Here is an 18,619-nt window from a genome sequence, read left to right as displayed (position 1 = left end):
GGGCTCAGTTTGCCACAGAGGTAGCAAGATTGCGTAATGCATTAACCATCGCCGCTGGATCCTGTGCGTTAAATACTGCGCTACCTGCTACAAAGACATCTGCTCCCGCTTCAGAGGCCTCTGCGATAGTTTCCATTGAGACACCGCCATCTACTTGTAGCCAGATCGGTCTGTTACCAATAATCGTGCGCGTACGCCGCACTTTTGACATCATTTCATGCATGAACTTCTGTCCCCCAAAGCCGGGTTCGACCGTCATAATCAAAAACATATCAACTTCATCAATTACATCGAGATAATCTTCAATCGAAGTAGCCGGCTTAATTCCTAAACCTGCTCGTGCTCCAAATTTTCTGATCGTCCGCAAAGTCGATGAAATATTCTCCGTCGCTTCGGCATGGATAGTTACGCTTGCACACCCTACTTCAGCATAGGCTGGAGCAATCATGTCAACATCGGCTACCATCAAATGTGCATCAACTTCAATGGGACAAGACTTTATTATTTTACTTGCCTGCTCGAAATCAAAAGTAAAATTCGGAACAAAAATATTATCCATAATATCTAAATGAATTAAATCAGAGACTCCAGCTACTCGAGAGATTTCATTATCTAAATCAGAGGGATCGGCGTTCAATATGCTTGGTGTAATGCGAATTTCACGACTCATGTAAGTACCTGAGTTCTCTTAACAAAAATAGCTAGAAACATTGCGTCAGTGCCGTGTCTATGGGTCCACAGTGCTAGCGCTCCCCCACGAACTGCGTCTTTAAGTCCGCTCGGTAGGTTTGGAGTAATATCCAGAAGCTCCAATTCAGGATGTTTTTTTAGAATGTCATTAACTTGGACCGTAGTCTCTGCTAAATGCGGAGAACATGTGGCATATCCCAACACTGCATGTGGCTCTAGAATTGAAATCGCCGATTCGATGAGTTCGCGCTGCAGGGCGGTTAATTCGCGTAAATCTTGAAGGCTTCGTCGCCATCGAACCTCCGGACGTCTACGAAGGGCGCCCAACCCTGTACATGGTGCATCGATTAAAATTGCATCAAATTTCTCATTATGCATAGCGATATCTCGACCATCACCAACCCACACTCGTGCTCCGTGGACTACTTGTTGCACTAACTTTGCCCGCGGAACTGAAATCTCATTTGCCGTGAATTCTATTGAACGCTCTCGAGAAATCGCGGCCAATAAGGCAGCTTTGCCGCCAGGCCCAGCGCATAGGTCGAGCCATTTAGAACCTTTTGCAAAGGAGGCAAAGAGGGTTGCGACTAACTGAGAGCCTTCATCCTGTACACCGGCTAAGCGGTGTCGAATTAGCTCTAAATTTCCAGGATTGCCTTTCCACTTAGCTCCTAGCGCTGAAAATTGTGTTGGTTGCGCGCCGATTGCAATCAAATCAGCTTGGGTTGAATAACCCGGCCAAGCAACTAACGTCGGTAGGGCAGGCACATTATTTATCGCTAAAGCCGATTCAACTTGACTCCAATCCTTCAAAAGATCGTAATACGCAGAAATAATCCACTCAGGATGCGAATATTGAATCGCCATTCGCTGGATGGGATCTTTCAAATCTGCCAACGGAGAAAACCACTCCTGCATGGATTTGCGAGTGACATTGCGAAGTAGAGCATTGACAAAACTTGCCTTTGACTCACCCACTCGTTTACGAGCCACCTCTACAGTTGCCGCCACTGCGGCGTGATCGGGAATTCGCATCTCATGTAGTTGGTGCACTCCCATTCGAGCGACATCAACTATTCCTTCATCAACTTCTGACCATGGTCTATCGCTGATTTGAGACAAAATCCAATCATGCTTACCCTGCATTCGGATAGTTCCGTAAACAAGTTCGGTGGTTAAGGCTCGATCTCGTTCATCCAGCGAGCTCGTGGAAAGTGCTTGTGGGAGCAGCAAATTTGAATATCCATTATTTCTGTTGACTTCCGAAATTAAATCAAAGGCCAATAATCTCGATGCATCAGGTTTAGGCGATTTAAACGAGTTCCTGCGCGCTTCAACCAAAGTGTGAACCTATCTCTAAGCGTGCTCCGCGGGCCCAATCTATCGCAAGCATCTCTTTCTTTCCTGAAGGAATTACTGTCACAAGCGTAATTGTGCGATTATCACCGCATCCGACAGTTACCCAACCATCAATGATAGATATCTCACCCGGTGGCAGACTAGTTGAATTCATTTTCGCATCAGTGACTCTAAAACCTTCACCTTTCCATGTACACCACGCAATTGGCGCTGGATAAAAAGCACGTATACGTCGCAGAACAATATCTGCGCTCTGTTTCCAATCTATCTTTGCCTCTTGTTTCGAAATTTTCGGAGCCTTTGATGCCTGTCCACTTTGAGGCGTAGGTTTTTGACCCAGTGAAATTGCAGTCAATGCCGCCTCCACTACTTCAGGTGCGATCAGGGCGAGCTCATTAAATAGCTCATGTGCGCGCCATCTTGGATCGATTGAAATAGTCGAACTGCAGTACACGGGTCCGGTATCCATGCCTTTATCAAGTGCGAAGACCGTCACTCCTGTAGTGAGTTCGCCATTTTCAATTGCGCGTTGCACTGGAGCGGCGCCGCGATAAGCTGGCAAAATCGAAAAATGAAGATTTATAAAGCCAAAGCGTGGAAGTTTAAGGATCGCCTCTGGCACAAGAACTCCATAACCTATTGTCACAATGCAATCTAAATCCTCGATTACCCCTACCAGCTCTTCTGGAGACTCTGGTCGAATCAGTGGAATGTTGTGGCTCTTGGCCCACGTGCTCACTGGAGAAGATCGAATCTCCTGTCCACGTCCAGCGGCTCGATCAGGCTGAGAGATGACCAGAGCAATCTCATGGGATGAAACAAACAAAGAATTAAGCGTAGGTAAAGCCACATCCGGAGTAGCGGCTACTCCGATACGCATTAAGTGCTCCGTCCGAAGAAACTGTGGGGCGAATCTTTGATTGAAATATTTGTACCATTCCTAGAGGCTTCGTTAAACCAGTCGGACTCTCGAATCTGCTTCATTGCTATTTTGCGCTCACTCTTGCTTAAACGATCAATAAAAAGTACACCATCTAAGTGATCGGTCTCGTGCTGGAGAGCCCGAGCAAGTAGCTGTGAGCCGTCTACGGAGATCGGCTCACCAAACATGTTAAAGCCGTTTGCGACGGCGCGTATCGAACGAGGAGTGGGGTATGTTAAATCTGGAAATGATAAACAGCCTTCATCATCAACTTCAACGTCACCACTCAAAGTTAGAACAGGATTAACCAAATGTCCCAATACTTCATCGACGTTCCAAACAAAAACGCGAAGTGAGACACCAATTTGTGGCGCGGCAAGTCCTGCACCTGGTGCCAGCAACATTGTTTCTGTTAAATCAGATACCAGCGTTCGAAGTTCTTTATCAAAATCAACAACAATGGCTGCAGGAGTCAGAAGTATTGGATCGCCAAAGTATCTGATCTCCTGAATGCTCATTTAACTATCCTACCAAAAAGTTACAGCGAATACGGATCAAATCTAATTGTGAGATATTCCTTTTTAGCAATACTACGTCGACGCGCAAGTTCGAGTAAAAAAACAGCTAAATCAGCTCTCTTTTCCCGTGGACAGTACATTACAATTTGTGCAATATTTCGACCTTTATCATTCGGACCGAAAACTTTTACCTCACTTGGCAGTCGTCCATCTTCTATTGCCTTTCGTAAGCCTGTGGCAATTAATGTGAACTCCTTGGCATCTCCAGAAATAGTAACGCTTGATACATATGGCGGGAGCGGAACTTCCAATCTCTCTTTTAGCTCTCTACGAATCATGGCCCCCGGACTCCATCTCACTAGTGATGAAACAATCGGAGAGCTTTCATCGATGCTCAAAAGCACGGATGAGTTGACACGAGCCATAGCTGCAGTTTCGAAAAATAGTTCGCGCGCACGTTCTTGAGATCGCAAATCAGCATGAGCGAAAAATTTCCATCCTTCCAGTATTACTACTGCCCCATACCCCCATTTCACTTTAGGCGCAGAACCTGGGGTCGCCAAAACAAGAGCTGGTCTATTTTCGACAGTTGTTTTAATCACATTGCCAAATGAGAGAATTAAAGGCAATCCTGGGAAAGCTCGCGAGATCTCCTCTCCTGCGCGGTCTATACCCCGCGAACCCAAATATTGTTTACTACCATGACACCACGAACACGCCCAATCTAGATATGTTGTATGGCATAAGAGGCAGATAGGATCCGCGTTTTTACTCGTTACTGCAAGCCGTGATCCACATGCGCACACAGCAACATTTTTGCAATTGGCGCACAAAAGCGCATTTCCATAGCCTTTACGTGGAACGATGAAAAGTACCGGTCCTAACTTTAACCCTTTGCGAATCTCCTTAAAGATTCGATCCGGAAGAAGCGCACCGTCACTAGATGAAAATGCCTTTACATTCAATTGATGTGAATGAAATATATATTTCAATTGTGCATTTTCTATAAGCAAGGCGATATCCAAAGATGGAACATAACCCATATAAATTCTCTGAAAACCTTCAATGCCACTTCTTAGCGATAACACATCGCGAACGTTCCAACCCGGGCTACGTTTCTCAAAGTGCTCAAATGATGACTCTTTATACATGATCACGCATTTTAAATTTAGAATCGGCGCAAAAACAGCGCTTCGTGCCCCCACTACGATGCAATCTGATGACCTAAGCGTTTTAAGGAAGTTCGAATATCTATCAGAACGAGAGAGCGAACTATCTAGACGTATGTATTTCACTCTGGATTTCTCTAAACTCTCACAAATTGCATCAACATCGCTCTCATCGGGGGCTATTACCAATACCGAACCGACTTGAGCCTTTTGAAGAATTAACTCTGCGCATTGATCTGCCGGATCGCTCACAGGTTCAAAGGCGATAAAACGATCAGAGTCAGTATTCACAGAATTCAATACGGTTGGTTGTTGTTGCGCTAAAAGTGATTTATCAACACTTACAACGCGAGAAGGAATTGCAAAGCGGACAATATCAAAGGGATTACATGCCCAATGCCGAGAAACTGCCGCAAAAAGTTCAAGAGTGGCGACGGTAGCCACGGGATGAGGCGATATGAGCTTCGTAATCTCCTTAATAACACCCGTGACGTGAGTGGAATCTAAACGCTCAAGAACAAGTGCTTCTACTTCGCGCCCATTAAATGGAACTTGAACGCGAACGCCGACCTGAACTTCATCGGAAATTTGTAATGGAACGGCGTAATCGAAAGGGGAATCTAGATGAGGGACACCGCTATCAACCCAGAGCTTGGCAAAGGGTTTTGAGCTTGCCCGCACTTCGGGCCGAGCTATTAACTGCGCCTTAAGACGCAGTCGGCTCGGTATGGCCACGTCTTACTTTATTGCGCTTTGAAGTGCACTAACACGATCGGTTCGCTCCCAAGAAAACTCTGGAAGTTCACGACCAAAGTGGCCATAAGCGCTAGTCAGAGCATAAATTGGTCGAAGTAATTCGAGATCGCGAATAATGGCAGCAGGGCGAAGATCAAAAACTGACAGTACCGCATCTTGAATAGAGGAAACTGGCACACTTTCTGTTCCAAAAGTTTCAACAAATAGACCAACGGGTTGCGCTTTTCCAATCGCATATGCCACCTGAACTTCGCATCGACGTGCAAGTCCTGCGGCAACTACGTTCTTTGCGACCCAACGCATCGCATACGCCGCCGAACGATCTACTTTCGATGGATCCTTTCCGCTAAAAGCTCCGCCGCCATGTCGAGCCATACCGCCGTAGGTATCTACAATAATTTTTCGACCAGTTAAACCAGCATCCCCCATTGGTCCACCTATTACAAAACGACCAGTCGGATTAATCAGTATCTTCACATCTTTTTGAGGTAGTTCGATTGTTGCCAGAATTGGCTTAATTACATGTTCAATAACCTCTGGCGTCAGAGTTTTAACAACATCGACATCGCCGGAATGTTGACTTGAGATAACCACGGTATCAAGTCCGACTGCGCGATCGCCATCATACTCAATAGTGACTTGTGTCTTTCCATCTGGGCGAAGGTATGCAAGTTCTCCGGATTTGCGAACTTTAGAGAGTTGCTGGGCAAGAGCATGCGCTAACCAAATTGGTAGAGGCATTAATTCTTTTGTGTCATCACATGCATAGCCAAACATTAAACCTTGATCACCAGCGCCCTGTAAATCTAAGGGATCTGCACCTGCTGCGACTCGGTGCTCATAAGCATCGTTTACTCCCTGCGCAATGTCTTGTGACTGTTGCCCAATGGAAATTGAAACACCGCAACTATTTCCATCAAAACCCTTGTCCGAGGAGTCATACCCAATATTGAGAACGGTATCTCGAACAATCGTATTAACATCGGCATAGCCATTTGTTGTGACCTCACCAGCTACATGAACTTGGCCCGTGGTAATAAGCGTTTCAACGGCAACACGGCTCTTACTATCCTGCGAGAGAAGTGAGTCAAGAACTGCATCCGAGATAGCATCGGCAATTTTATCTGGATGCCCTTCGGTTACTGATTCTGAGGTAAAGAGGCGCTTTGACATATATTTAACCTAACTGCCGGATGGCGTGATCAAGGAGAAGATTTGCTAGAGCGTCTTTGGAGACTTCCTTGAGCGCTATGTGCGCACCGGTGCGCGAAATAATCATACCCTGCGTCGTATCTTTTCCAAAAATAGCCCCACCGCTAACATCATTTACATAAATAATATCAAGGCCCTTGGTCGTTAACTTAGTCGAAGCCGATGCAATGAGCTCACTCGTTTCAGCGGCAAAACCAACCATAACTTGATTCGTTCTGATGGCCGATAAGCTAGTTAATAAATCAGGCGTCGGTTCAAGTTCAATAATCTCCAACTGATCCTTCTTAATTTTTTCAGAGCGCATGTGCAGTGGTTTCGCATCTGCAACTGCCGCGGCCATCACGAGAATGTCGCATGTTGGAAATTGAAGCGACAACGCTTGGCCCATCTCTTCCGCGCTTTCAACGTGAGTCACTTCAACACCTGATAAATCCGATGTATCGGTATTTGCTGCAATGAGTTGAACATGAGCGCCTCGCATGACTGCCGCTTTAGCAACTGCTAACGCTTGCTTTCCAGATGAGCGATTACCGATAAATCGAACGGGGTCGATCGCCTCCCGCGTACCGCCACCGGTTACTAAAACACGCTTTCCCAGTAAATCTTGTGTATATCCAGTTAATGTATCGAAAACCTCAATAATCGCGGTACTTTCCGGAAACCTTCCTTGACCGATATCACTGCCAGTTAACCGTCCGATATCTGGCTCCATGACGGTGAAGCCGCGCGCTCGAAGAAGAGCGACATTAGCCACGGTGGCTGGAGCCGTCCACATCGATGGATGCATCGCAGGAACTATCAGAATCGGAACCTGCGCAGCCAATACAAGAGTGGTCAAAAGATCATCGGCGCGTCCCCATGCAATGCGAGCAATTAAATCAGCGGTAGCTGGGGCGATAAGAAAAAAATCTGCCGCTCGGGCGATAGAGATATGGGAAACCTCATGAACGTTCTCCCATACCTGCGTTGAGACGGGACGACCAGAGAGCGCAGCCCATGTTGCTGAGCCGACAAAGTTTAAAGAGGATGGTGTAGGTACGACCGTTACTGAATAACCACGATCTTGCAGGCGACGAAGGAGATCGCAGGATTTATATGCAGCTATTCCTGCGCCGACACCGAGAACTAATTCACGGGATGCGCCTGACATTGTATGAAAGAGTAATTAAGCGGTTGGTTCTAAATTTTCGATCGCCAATAAGCCTTCGTTTATCTCGCGAAGGGCGATAGACAGTGGCTTCTCGTGTACATGCGTCTCTACAAGTGGCCCGACATACTCAAGAAGACCCTCACCAAGCTGCGAGTAATAGGCGTTAATCTGACGTGCACGCTTTGCCGCATAGAGAACGAGGCTGTACTTAGAACCGCTCTTCTCTAGTAACTCATCAATTGGTGGATTTGTAATGCCATCCATAGTTTTCCCCGCTCATATATCTAACGCTCATGTGGTCAAGAGGTCAATGCTATCAGTTCCTCCACAACCCGCTCGACTGCGTCGTTAACGATCACTACATCGAAAAATGAGGCTGCGGCAAGCTCGTCCTGAGCGATCTGTAAACGCTCCGCACGACGGGCCGGTGTATCGGTTCCACGACCCTCTAGTCGAGAGACCAACTCTTCCCACGTAGGTGGCTCAAGAAAAACGAGAATCGCCTGATTGACGTGGGACTTTACCTGCTTGGCTCCCTCAATCTCAATCTCTAATAAAACATTGCGCCCAGCCAACAACGCCTCTTTAACGGCGGCGCTGGGAGTTCCATATCTGTTTCCAGCAAACTCTGCCCACTCCAGAAACTCATCGTTTCTAACCCTTCGAGAAAACTCTTCGTCGGAGATAAAGTAGTAATCAACGCCATCATGTTCATTCGTGCGAGGTGTACGAGTAGTCGCTGAGATGCTAACCCAAAAATCTCCGGATTTTCGCAAACGTGTAGCCACTGTGCTCTTACCGACTCCCCCTGGTCCAGACAAGACGAGGAGTTTGCCAGCTTTAGCCGCATGCGAAGTTTTCATAAACTCAGCTCTCAGCTCTTTAATTTGATGGCGACCAAGACCTGCGATCCTGCGATTGGGCGAAATATTTAAGCGCTGCATCAAAGCGCTGGCACGAACTTTACCGACCCCGGTCAACGCCTCTAATAGCTCTCGAACACGCATCTTGGCAACTGCATCTTCATTAGCTGCAATCTCTAGAACAGTGTCAATTGAGAACTCACCACGTTTAATTTTCGCCTTTATTTCAGCACGGCGTTTGCGATACTGCGTAGCTTTAGCAAGGGCGGCCATGCGTGCCTCGGGAGAGAGTTGTGGAGGTGCGCCCATGGTTGAAATCTAACGTACAACACTGTAATCAAAGAATTTGCTGCGCAATTTCAACTGCTCGCTCACGCATGGCTGTAGGACCATTAACCCACTGACTAGTGATGGGTCTTCCAATTACCAGTAAGTTTGCCCCTCTTTCAATTGCCTGTCGCGGTGTCAGAGTGCGCACCTGGTCATCAGAGATTGCCGCATTGGTTGGACGAACACCTGGAGTAATAATCGTTACTCCATTGCCAATGGCGGCGCGAATATTAGTTATTTCCAGTGGTGAACAAACGATAGCTCGCGCGCCAGCTCCAACCGCAATCGAAGCTAACTTAACCGCACTTTCACATGCATTCTCCTTGAAACCGATCTCTTGGACATCTTTTTCAGACAGAGATGTCAAGATGGTTACGCCTGTTACATGGGTAGATGGGGTTGCCTCAACGGCCGCCGCAATCATTGAACGGCCGCCAGATGCATGAACCGTCAAATACTTTGGTTGAAGTGTTGAAAGCGCAAGCGCTGCCGCACCCACGGTATGTGGAATATCGTGAAGTTTTAAATCAAGAAAAATATCAGAGTCTGTATGATCAAGAACTCTCTTTACTCCATCCCTACCGAAAGTTAGATAGAACTCCAAACCTAATTTATAAACAGAGACAACCCCCTGCGTCGCCTCTATCCACTCGATCGCAGTTTCTAGATAGGGCGTATCAAGGGCCAAAACTATTGGTGCCTTCGTTTCCATCACTGCACAACTCCATCCGGTCGATGGGCAAATCCAACAGCTCCTCGTAGCGATTCAAAACCTTTAACGCGCAACAACTCCTTTAACTCACTTTGAACCGATATCAGCGCCGTAGGATTTGTAAAACTGGCAGTGCCAATTGATACTGCACTTGCCCCGGCGGCAATCATTTCGAGTGCATCACGGCCTGTAGAGATTCCTCCCATTCCGAGTATTGGAGTTTTTGGCAATGCTGCATGAACTTGATATACGGCACGCACCGCGATTGGTCTGATTGCTGGACCCGATAGGCCGCCAGTCTTTCCGCCTAAATGCGGACGCAAAGTATCTAAATTTATAACCATTCCAAGAACAGTATTAATGAGGGCTAAAGCATCGGCACCAGATTCAACAACTCCTTGCGCGATAGCAACTAAATCTGTGACATCAGGAGATAGTTTGACGATAATCGGAATATCGCCACCGATGGTGCGACGAACGCTATCAATTACTCTGCGGGAAGCATCTAGATCACAAGCAAATACAAGTCCACGGTTTTCAACATTTGGACAGGAAATATTTACCTCGAGCGCACTAATTCCGGCAACAGATCGTAACTTTCGAGCAAGTGTCGCGTACTCTTCAACGGTTTCTCCTGCTATTGAAACAATAATGCGCGCTTTTTGCTCTATTAAGTAAGGAATATCCTTAGCAATAAAGGCATCGATACCAGGTCCTTGCAGACCAATTGAATTGAGCATTCCGCTTGGTGTTTCAGCCATGCGTGGAGTTGGCCTTCCATGACGTGCCTTGTTCATAACAGATTTTGTGACTACTCCACCTATATCATGAAGTGGAAAAAATTGAGCTAATTCGCGACCAGAGCTTGCACATCCACTGGCAGTAAAGATTGGCGAGGGGAACCAAGCATTACCAATTGTCGTCGAAAAATCTAACTCGATCATATTACCTGCCCGACTTTTTCCCATGCCACCGATGCGCCATCCATGACCGGACCATCTATACATGATCGAAGCATCGAGAGATTACCTGCCTCGTCTCTTACTGGAAGAACACATGTCATGCAAATACCAATTCCACATGCCATCGACTCTTCCACTGCGCACTGATGGATAACATTGGTGCCACGTGTAATCTCATTAATCGCCGACAACATCGGCATCGGACCACATGAATAGATTACGGCTATGTCCAAATCTTCAATCAGAGATTTGACCGGATCGGTTACTTGGCCTAACTGACCCATGGAGCCATCTTCAGTAAAAATTCGAAGTGAATTAACTGCACGCTTACCTTCCATTGGTGCATAAATTTTGCCTGCAGTGCTCGCGCCCAATAACATATCTACACGACAACCCCGCGCATGTAAGGTTTCAGCTAAACCAAAAAGAGGTGCGGATCCATATCCACCGCCAATCAGAAGTACCTGTACAGGCTCAGTTGGAATTCCAAATGCCGTTCCTAGTGGAACAACTACATCTAAAACCGTTCCCTCGTTTTGTGCGCACAGCCACTTGCTTCCTGAGCCATGGGGGGCAACTATCAACTCCATCGTGCCTCCAAATGATGAACTATTTGAAACGCGTGAGATCGCAAAAGCGCGGCGAAGCACCATCCGCGAACTTTCCCCACCAACATTAATTGCTACAAAATTTCCCGGTCTACATTGATTAGCAATTTCACCGATGCTGATAATAAGTTGGTAATACTGCCCAACGCGTTTGTTCCCAACTAAAGTTGCCCTAATCTGCACGGCAGCTTTATTTATAGTAGTCATGTTATGAAAGCCATTCCTGCAAAGGTTTGATTGATAATTCATTAGATTGAAGAAAACGAATTCCCTCCACCGCCGCGTTAAAACCGGCAGTCGTTGTGATGATTGGGATTGAGCGCTGCACCGCGGCGGTACGGATTAGCCAACCATCGGCTCTTGTGCCACGACCAACAGGAGTATTAATTACCAAATTGATTTCTCCAGCATTAATGATTTCAACGATTGTTCGCTCACCCATAGGACCAGACCCATCTGAGTTTTTGCGAACTGGAATAGAAGGTACTCCGTGGCGGGCTAGAAATTCAGATGTACCTTGTGTAGCCAGTACTTTAAAGCCGAGATCGATTAAACCTGCCGCTGGCGCCACACCCGATAACTTATCTTTATCGGCAAGAGAGATGAAAACCTTCCCAGCTATTGGAAGTGGACCAAAGGCCGCTATCTGAGATTTGGCATAGCTTTCACCAAATCCCGGGGAAATTCCCATCACTTCACCAGTAGATCGCATTTCAGGGCCTAAGACCGAATCCACACCTCGTCCATCTGTACGCCGAAAACGATTCCACGGCAATACCGCCTCCTTGACGCTCACACCTCTAGCAACGCCATCTCCCGTATCTGGTAGAAGCCCTTCGGTGCGTAGCTCTGCGATAGAAGTGCCGAGTGCGATGCGCGCGGCCGCTTTAGCCAGCGCCACACCAGTAGCTTTACTTACAAATGGGACGGTTCGCGATGCTCTGGGATTAGCCTCCAAGACATAAAGAACCTCATCGGCAATTGCAAATTGAATATTAATCAGACCAAGAACGCCGACGCTATGAGCAATTTTGTAAGTTGCCGATTTTATAGCCTCTAATTGCGAGCTAGTGATTGTCATAGAAGGTAGTACACAAGCGCTGTCACCACTGTGAATTCCAGCCTCTTCAATGTGCTCCATAACCCCGCCAAGAAAGAGTTCAGATCCATCAAAGAGAGCATCAACATCAATTTCAACTGCGCTATCTAAAAAGCGATCTACCAATACTGGATGATCGGGAGTGATGTCAGTGGCTCTAGTAATGAAACCACCTAAAGCCTCATCATCATAAACAATCTCCATGCCTCGGCCGCCTAAAACAAATGAAGGGCGCACCAAAACTGGATACCCAATTCGCGTTGCGATTCTCTTAGCCTCTAACTCTGATGAAGCCATCCCAAACTCAGGCGCATTGAGATTTTGTTCCAACAAAATCTCTCCAAAAGCGCCGCGCTCCTCAGCTAAATTAATTGCTTCGGGACTCGTTCCAAGTATTACTACCCCATTATCCTTTAAATGCACTGCCAATCCCAAAGGGGTCTGACCTCCAAGCTGAGTTATTACTCCCAATACAGGACCAGCAAGGGTTTCTGCATGTATTACCTCTAAGACATCCTCTAAAGTCAGTGGCTCAAAATAGAGTCTATTACTTGTGTCATAATCGGTAGAAACAGTTTCTGGATTGCAGTTAATCATAATTGTTTCAAAACCTGCCTCACGAAGTGCGAAAGAGGCATGAACACATGAGTAATCAAACTCAATTCCCTGACCTATTCGATTTGGCCCACTACCTAAAATAATTACTGCCGGCGTACTTCTTGGTTGAACCTCACTCTCTTCCTCGTAGCTTGAGTAATGGTAAGGAGTAAAAGCTTCAAACTCTGCAGCACATGTATCAACGGTTTTATACACTGGTCGAATAGATAGATGGTGACGTACCCGACGCACTTCATCTTCGGTAATTCCCCGAAGCAATGCAATTTGATTATCTGAAAACCCCGACGCCTTAGCTGACTTTAAGAGAATTGCACTGAGATCTCCGGGTTGGGCAATTAAAGCGGCCTGTTCATTAATGGTTTGAATCTGTCGTAAGAACCAAGGGTCAATTCTGCTTGCTTCGAATACTTGATTAATTGTCGCCCCACCCCACAGGGCGCGCTGCACTTGTTGCAAGCGATATTCAGTTGGTGTGTGCATTGCAAGTAAAAGCGAATCCTTATCGCTTTCACTCACAATCGGCCAAGTAAAAATCGCCTCCTTACGCTCTAACGATCGAAGCGCTTTCATCAAAGCCTCTGAGAAAGAACGGCCTATAGCCATCGCCTCTCCAACACTTTTCATCGTGGTGGTCAATCGCGGGTCTGCATCCGGGAACTTTTCAAAAGCAAATCGAGGAACTTTGACTACAACATAATCCAAAGTTGGTTCAAAAGAGGCTGGAGTAACCTTGGTAATGTCATTGTCTATCTCATCTAATGTATAACCGATTGCCAACTTAGTTGCAATCTTGGCGATTGGAAATCCAGTCGCTTTAGAAGCAAGCGCACTTGAACGAGAAACCCGGGGATTCATTTCAATAACTAAAATTCTGCCACTAGCAGGGTTCACTGCAAATTGAATATTGCAACCGCCTGTATCAACACCAACTTCTCGGATAATTCTGAGGGATAAATCTCGCAGTTTTTGATATTCAACGTCAGTCAGAGTCATAGCAGGAGCTACGGTTATCGAATCACCCGTGTGAACGCCCATAGGATCAACGTTTTCTATACTGCAAACAATAACGACATTGTCTTTGTGATCTCGCATAACTTCTAGTTCATACTCTTTCCAGCCAATAATCGATTCTTCCAATAGAACTTCAGAGGTAGGACTGTAACGAAGGCCTGCACCGGCAATCTGCTCAAGTTCATTTCTGTCGAAGGCAATTCCAGATCCAAGTCCACCCATTGTAAAAGATGGGCGAATGACGACTGGATAGTTCAAGCTTTCAACGGCCGCAAAGACTTCCTGCATCGAATGGCAGATAATTGAAAGCGCTGATTCTCCGCCAACTTTCGCCACAATGTCTCTGAAAAGTTCGCGGTTTTCTCCACGGTTTATCGCCGCAACATCAGCGCCGATTAAACGAACACCGTATCTAGAAAGCGTTCCTCGTTCAAATAAATCGATTGCAGCATTGAGTGCAGTTTGTCCACCTAACGTAGCCAGCACTGCATCTGGTTTTTCGTGAGCAATGATCTTTTCAATCACTTCAGGAGTAATCGGTTCGATATATGTTGCATCGGCGAACTCAGGATCTGTCATAATTGTTGCAGGGTTAGAGTTTACGAGGATTACTCGAATTCCCTCTTCGCGCAAGACCCGACAAGCTTGAGTACCTGAATAATCGAACTCACATGCTTGGCCTATAACTATTGGGCCACTTCCAATTACTAGTACTGACTTTATGGACGCATCTAGTGGCATTAGGTTCGCACTTTCATGCTCATCAAATCCACAAAACGATCGAAGAGATATGACGCATCATGTGGACCTGCCGCCGCTTCTGGATGGTATTGGACAGAAAAGGCTGGGCGATCTTGCAGTTGTAGGCCTTCTACAACTCCATCATTGAGACATATATGTGTAACTTCTCCCTCACCATATAGAGTTGAAAATTTCGCATCACTTGGAGCTTTGAGCGCAAAACCATGATTATGTGATGTGATCTCTACTTTGCCCGTATTTTTATCTAAAACTGGTTGGTTAATGCCTCGGTGACCAAAATCTAATTTGTAGGTTTCAAAGCCGAGGGCTCTACCTAATATCTGATGTCCGAAACAGATGCCAAAAATCGGAATCTGTCTAAGGAGTAACTCTCTTACAAGCTCAATGGCATCCACCATTGTGGCTGGATCTCCAGGGCCATTGGATAGAAATACGCCATCAGGATTGAGATTGACAATCTCCTCGAGAGTTGAGTTGTATGGAAGTACATGAACTTCAACCCCTCTTTCAGCTAAAGCTCGAGGCGTTGCGGCTTTAATTCCCAAATCCAGAGCTGCGACTACAAACTTTCTCGGTCCAACGGCAGGAACAACATATGGAGTAAGGGTCGAAACATCGGCAACAAGAAAGGCTCCAGACATCATCTCAACTTTGCGAACCTCTGCGACCATTTCTTCAACTGTTACATCTAAGTTTGAAAAAATTCCGACACGCATCGATCCTCGCACACGTAAGTGACGGGTGATTGCCCGTGTGTCCACGCCTTGAATTCCTACTATCTCTTGGGCAATTAGCTCACTTTCTAAATCTCTCTCACTTCGCCAGTTCGAAGACAGCGTAGATGGATTACGTACAACAAAGCCAGCAACCCAAATTTTCTTCGACTCATTATCAAAAGAGTTGACACCAGTGTTACCAATATGAGGCGCAGTCATGACAACAACCTGCTTGTGATACGAGGGATCGGTCAAAGTTTCCTGATAACCCGTCATACCGGTTTGAAATACCGCCTCACCAAAGCTCTTACCCGTGGCACCCCACGCTGTACCTTCAAAAATCCGACCGTCATCTAAAACTAAAAACGCTCCACTCATAATCCAACCTCATCTGAAACGAGTAAACCATCAATAAGTGTTGGTATTCCATTAAAAAACGTATGCGTTACAACACCAGGTAGTTCATATCCATGAAATGGAGTATTTCGACTTTTCGAGGTTACGAGATCTCGGTCAACTATCCACGTTGCACTGGGATCAATAATCGTGATGTTAGCTCTCGAACCTATCGCCAGATTATTACCGTGGTTTTCATAACCACCAATTCGTGCTGGTCCAGTTGAAAACCTATCTGCAACACCGGCCCACGTTAACAATCCAGTATCGACCATCGTTTTTTGAACTATTGAAATCGCAGTTTCCAGCCCGAGCATTCCAAAACTTGCCTCTTGCCATTCGCACTCTTTGGATTCAACGCTGTGCGGTGCATGGTCGGTGGCAACAATGTCGATGGTTCCATCGGCAAGTGCTTCTCTTAAGGCCATTACATCCCTCTCACTTCGCAGTGGGGGATTAACTTTGAAAATAGGATCATACGATCGAGCTAACTCATCGGTTAATAACAAGTGATGCGGCGTCACTTCAGCGGTGACATTAATCCCGCGTGCCTTGGCCCATCGAATTATTTCTACTCCCCCGGCCGTTGTTAGATGGCAGATATGCAAACGCGATTTAACATGGTCAACTAACAAAACATCGCGTGCAATAATCGCTTCTTCAGCAACGGCTGGCCATCCCTTGAGACCTAAAATCGCCGATACATTTCCTTCATTCATCTGTGATCCAACGGTTAATCGAGGCTCTTGTGCGTGTTGAGCAATTACACCGTTAAATTTCTTGATGTACTCAAGTGCGCGCCGCATTACTAATGGATCGAAAACACAGTTTCCATCATCACTAAAAACTCTCACTCCTGCTATCGAATCGGCCATTGCGCCGATTTCCGATAGAGATTCACCTTTAAGGCCTTGTGTCACTGCACCGATTGGAAATACATCTACGAGACCAGCCTCTTGGCCTAATCGAAATACTTGTTCGACGACACCTGCATTATCGGCAACGGGTGAAGTATTAGCCATCGCAGAGAGCGCGGTGAAACCGCCTTTAGCTCCAGATTGTGAGCCAGATAAGACGGTCTCTGCATCCTCTCGTCCGGGTTGGCGAAGATGGGTATGTAGATCGACTAATCCTGGAAGAATCACAGAACCAGAAAGATCGAATTCCGTCGCATCACTATCGATGATGCTCGGCGAGATCGCATTGATGAGACCATCAACTATAAGCAGGTCGGCGCGCTCACCTTGTGGCAACATTGCAGCCTTTAACACGTAGCGATTCTTTATCTTCATGTGTTACCCGCTTCCAAAGGTTTACCAGCAAGTAAGACGTATAAAATAGCCATTCGAATACTTACACCGTTGGCAACTTGTTCTACGATGACCGAACGTGCGCTATCTGCAACTTCAGCGGTAATTTCTAGGCCACGATTCATTGGACCAGGATGCATAATGATTGAGTGTGCAGACATAAATTTTAATCGTTCGGAATTTAATCCAAAATAACGGGAATACTCGCGGGCGTTCGGAAAATAGAGATCGCTCATTCGCTCCTGTTGAACACGCAACATCATGACCACATCAACGGTTGGGATAACACTGTCCAAATCGTAGGAAATTGTAACTGGCCACGACTCTACGCCAACTGGAAGAAGCGTAGGTGGTGCGACTAAAACAACGGTTGCTCCCAATAGTTTTAGTAGTAAAACATTTGAGCGAGCAACGCGCGAGTGCAACACATCTCCAACTATTGCGACCCGAATTCCATGTAGGTCGCTAGCGCCCTTTCCTAGATGTTTTCTAATCGTGTATGCATCCAAGAGTGCTTGACTAGGATGCTCATGCGTACCATCCCCCGCATTAATGACAGCGCCTCGCATCCATTCCGAATCTGCTAATCGTTGCGGCGCACCTGATGCGCTGTGGCGAATAACAACAGCATCAGCACCCATGGCCTGCAAAGTCAAAGCCGTGTCTTTTAAAGACTCACCCTTGCTTAAACTCGAACCTTTGGCAGAGAAATTAATTACATCTGCCGATAGACGCTTAGCGGCAGCTTCGAAAGAAATTCTCGTACGCGTTGAATCTTCGGCGAAGAGGTTAACGATTGTTCGTCCACGCAGTGTAGGAAGTTTTTTAACGGTACCCTCACTTATACGCGCCAGCTCACTTGCGGTATCTAGAATTGATATGGCCTGGATCTTTGTTAAATCTGAAACTGAGAGTAAGTGTCGCATTAGATTTCCTCAATCAATACTTCATCCACGCCATCTAGCTCGCTCAAATGCAGCTTCACCGACTGAGAAATTGATGTTGGAAGGTTTTTCCCAACAAAATCGGCTCGAATGGGAAGCTCACGGTGGCCTCTATCAACTAGAACGGCTAGTTGAACCGTACGAGGTCGTCCGATCTCACCGACGGCATCGAGGGCGGCTCTAATTGTTCGACCAGAATATAGAACATCATCTACGAGAATTAACTCTCTTCCTTCGACGCCCTCAGGTGGAATTGAAGTTGGCATAATCGCTCGAGGCGCTCTCATTCGAAGATCATCTCGATGCATAGTGATATCGAGCATCCCGACTGGTATCTGATGGGCGGCAATCTCTCCCATAATCGCTGCAATCCGAATGGCAAGATGTGCCCCGCGAGTTGGAATACCTAAAAGAGTTATCTGTGATGAGTCAGAGTTCGACTCTAAGATTTCGTGGGATATGCGTATCAACGCACGAGAAATATCGGAGGCTTGCAGAGCAACGCTCATTTA

The 18,619-nt window shown here is 46.5% G+C and carries 17 protein-coding genes; all 17 read right to left on the bottom strand.

Translation table 11 applies throughout. From position 1 onward, the window contains the following. Window positions 1–4: 4 nt before the first annotated feature. The 17 genes from rpe to pyrR are packed head-to-tail and all read right to left on the bottom strand — an operon-like array spanning window position 5 to window position 18,616. A complete protein-coding gene (gene rpe, locus Q8K48_00475) occupies window positions 5–670 on the bottom strand; it encodes a ribulose-phosphate 3-epimerase (GenBank protein MDP1850875.1) in 666 nt (221 codons plus the stop codon). After that, a complete protein-coding gene (locus Q8K48_00470; GenBank protein MDP1850874.1) occupies window positions 667–2,031 on the bottom strand; it encodes a transcription antitermination factor NusB in 1,365 nt (454 codons plus the stop codon). The genes rpe and Q8K48_00470 overlap by 4 nt, the downstream gene beginning before the upstream one ends. Continuing rightward, window positions 2,024–2,929 (bottom strand): methionyl-tRNA formyltransferase, encoded by a 906-nt coding sequence (fmt, locus tag Q8K48_00465; GenBank protein ID MDP1850873.1) that lies wholly within the window; start codon window positions 2,927–2,929, stop codon window positions 2,024–2,026. Before fmt ends, Q8K48_00470 begins: the two co-directional genes overlap by 8 nt. Then, complete coding sequence (gene def, locus Q8K48_00460; protein MDP1850872.1) at window positions 2,929–3,489, bottom strand: peptide deformylase; 561 nt, start codon at window positions 3,487–3,489, stop codon at window positions 2,929–2,931. The genes fmt and def overlap by 1 nt, the downstream gene beginning before the upstream one ends. 20 nt (window positions 3,490–3,509) lie before the next feature. Continuing rightward, window positions 3,510–5,393, bottom strand: a complete 1,884-nt coding sequence (locus Q8K48_00455; protein ID MDP1850871.1) for a hypothetical protein — start codon at window positions 5,391–5,393, stop codon at window positions 3,510–3,512. 3 nt (window positions 5,394–5,396) lie between these two features. Continuing rightward, window positions 5,397–6,587: a methionine adenosyltransferase gene (gene metK, locus Q8K48_00450; protein ID MDP1850870.1), complete on the bottom strand. Its 1,191-nt coding sequence runs from the start codon at window positions 6,585–6,587 to the stop codon at window positions 5,397–5,399. A 4-nt stretch (window positions 6,588–6,591) separates the two neighbouring features. Further along, window positions 6,592–7,776, bottom strand: a complete 1,185-nt coding sequence (gene coaBC, locus Q8K48_00445; protein MDP1850869.1) for a bifunctional phosphopantothenoylcysteine decarboxylase/phosphopantothenate--cysteine ligase CoaBC — start codon at window positions 7,774–7,776, stop codon at window positions 6,592–6,594. 15 nt (window positions 7,777–7,791) lie between these two features. Beyond that, entirely contained in the window at window positions 7,792–8,040 is a 249-nt protein-coding gene (gene rpoZ, locus Q8K48_00440; GenBank protein MDP1850868.1) for a DNA-directed RNA polymerase subunit omega, read from the bottom strand. 35 nt (window positions 8,041–8,075) lie between these two features. Further along, on the bottom strand, window positions 8,076–8,948 hold the full coding sequence (gene gmk, locus Q8K48_00435; GenBank protein MDP1850867.1) for a guanylate kinase: 873 nt from the start codon (window positions 8,946–8,948) through the stop codon (window positions 8,076–8,078). Between the two features lie 28 nt (window positions 8,949–8,976). Continuing rightward, window positions 8,977–9,681 carry an orotidine-5'-phosphate decarboxylase gene (gene pyrF / locus Q8K48_00430; protein ID MDP1850866.1) on the bottom strand — a complete coding sequence of 235 codons (705 nt, stop codon included), beginning with the start codon at window positions 9,679–9,681 and terminating at the stop codon, window positions 8,977–8,979. Beyond that, window positions 9,681–10,688, bottom strand: a complete 1,008-nt coding sequence (locus tag Q8K48_00425; GenBank protein MDP1850865.1) for a dihydroorotate dehydrogenase — start codon at window positions 10,686–10,688, stop codon at window positions 9,681–9,683. Before Q8K48_00425 ends, pyrF begins: the two co-directional genes overlap by 1 nt. Continuing rightward, the gene (locus Q8K48_00420) at window positions 10,622–11,458 is read right to left on the bottom strand and encodes a dihydroorotate dehydrogenase electron transfer subunit (GenBank protein MDP1850864.1); all 837 of its coding nucleotides are present in this window, start codon (window positions 11,456–11,458) and stop codon (window positions 10,622–10,624) included. The genes Q8K48_00425 and Q8K48_00420 overlap by 67 nt, the downstream gene beginning before the upstream one ends. A gap of 1 nt (window position 11,459) precedes the next feature. Then, window positions 11,460–14,720 carry a carbamoyl-phosphate synthase large subunit gene (gene carB, locus Q8K48_00415; protein ID MDP1850863.1) on the bottom strand — a complete coding sequence of 1,087 codons (3,261 nt, stop codon included), beginning with the start codon at window positions 14,718–14,720 and terminating at the stop codon, window positions 11,460–11,462. Then, window positions 14,720–15,835 carry a glutamine-hydrolyzing carbamoyl-phosphate synthase small subunit gene (gene carA, locus Q8K48_00410; GenBank protein MDP1850862.1) on the bottom strand — a complete coding sequence of 372 codons (1,116 nt, stop codon included), beginning with the start codon at window positions 15,833–15,835 and terminating at the stop codon, window positions 14,720–14,722. Before carA ends, carB begins: the two co-directional genes overlap by 1 nt. After that, the gene (locus Q8K48_00405) at window positions 15,832–17,145 is read right to left on the bottom strand and encodes a dihydroorotase (protein ID MDP1850861.1); all 1,314 of its coding nucleotides are present in this window, start codon (window positions 17,143–17,145) and stop codon (window positions 15,832–15,834) included. The genes carA and Q8K48_00405 overlap by 4 nt, the downstream gene beginning before the upstream one ends. Continuing rightward, the gene (locus Q8K48_00400; GenBank protein MDP1850860.1) at window positions 17,142–18,089 is read right to left on the bottom strand and encodes an aspartate carbamoyltransferase catalytic subunit; all 948 of its coding nucleotides are present in this window, start codon (window positions 18,087–18,089) and stop codon (window positions 17,142–17,144) included. The genes Q8K48_00405 and Q8K48_00400 overlap by 4 nt, the downstream gene beginning before the upstream one ends. Next, window positions 18,089–18,616, bottom strand: a complete 528-nt coding sequence (gene pyrR, locus Q8K48_00395; GenBank protein ID MDP1850859.1) for a bifunctional pyr operon transcriptional regulator/uracil phosphoribosyltransferase PyrR — start codon at window positions 18,614–18,616, stop codon at window positions 18,089–18,091. Before pyrR ends, Q8K48_00400 begins: the two co-directional genes overlap by 1 nt. Between the last annotated feature and the right edge of the window lie 3 nt (window positions 18,617–18,619).

The organism is Candidatus Planktophila sp. (assembly GCA_030681675.1).
Lineage (GTDB): Bacteria > Actinomycetota > Actinomycetes > Nanopelagicales > Nanopelagicaceae > Planktophila.
This window is presented reverse-complemented; position numbering and strand designations above follow the sequence as displayed.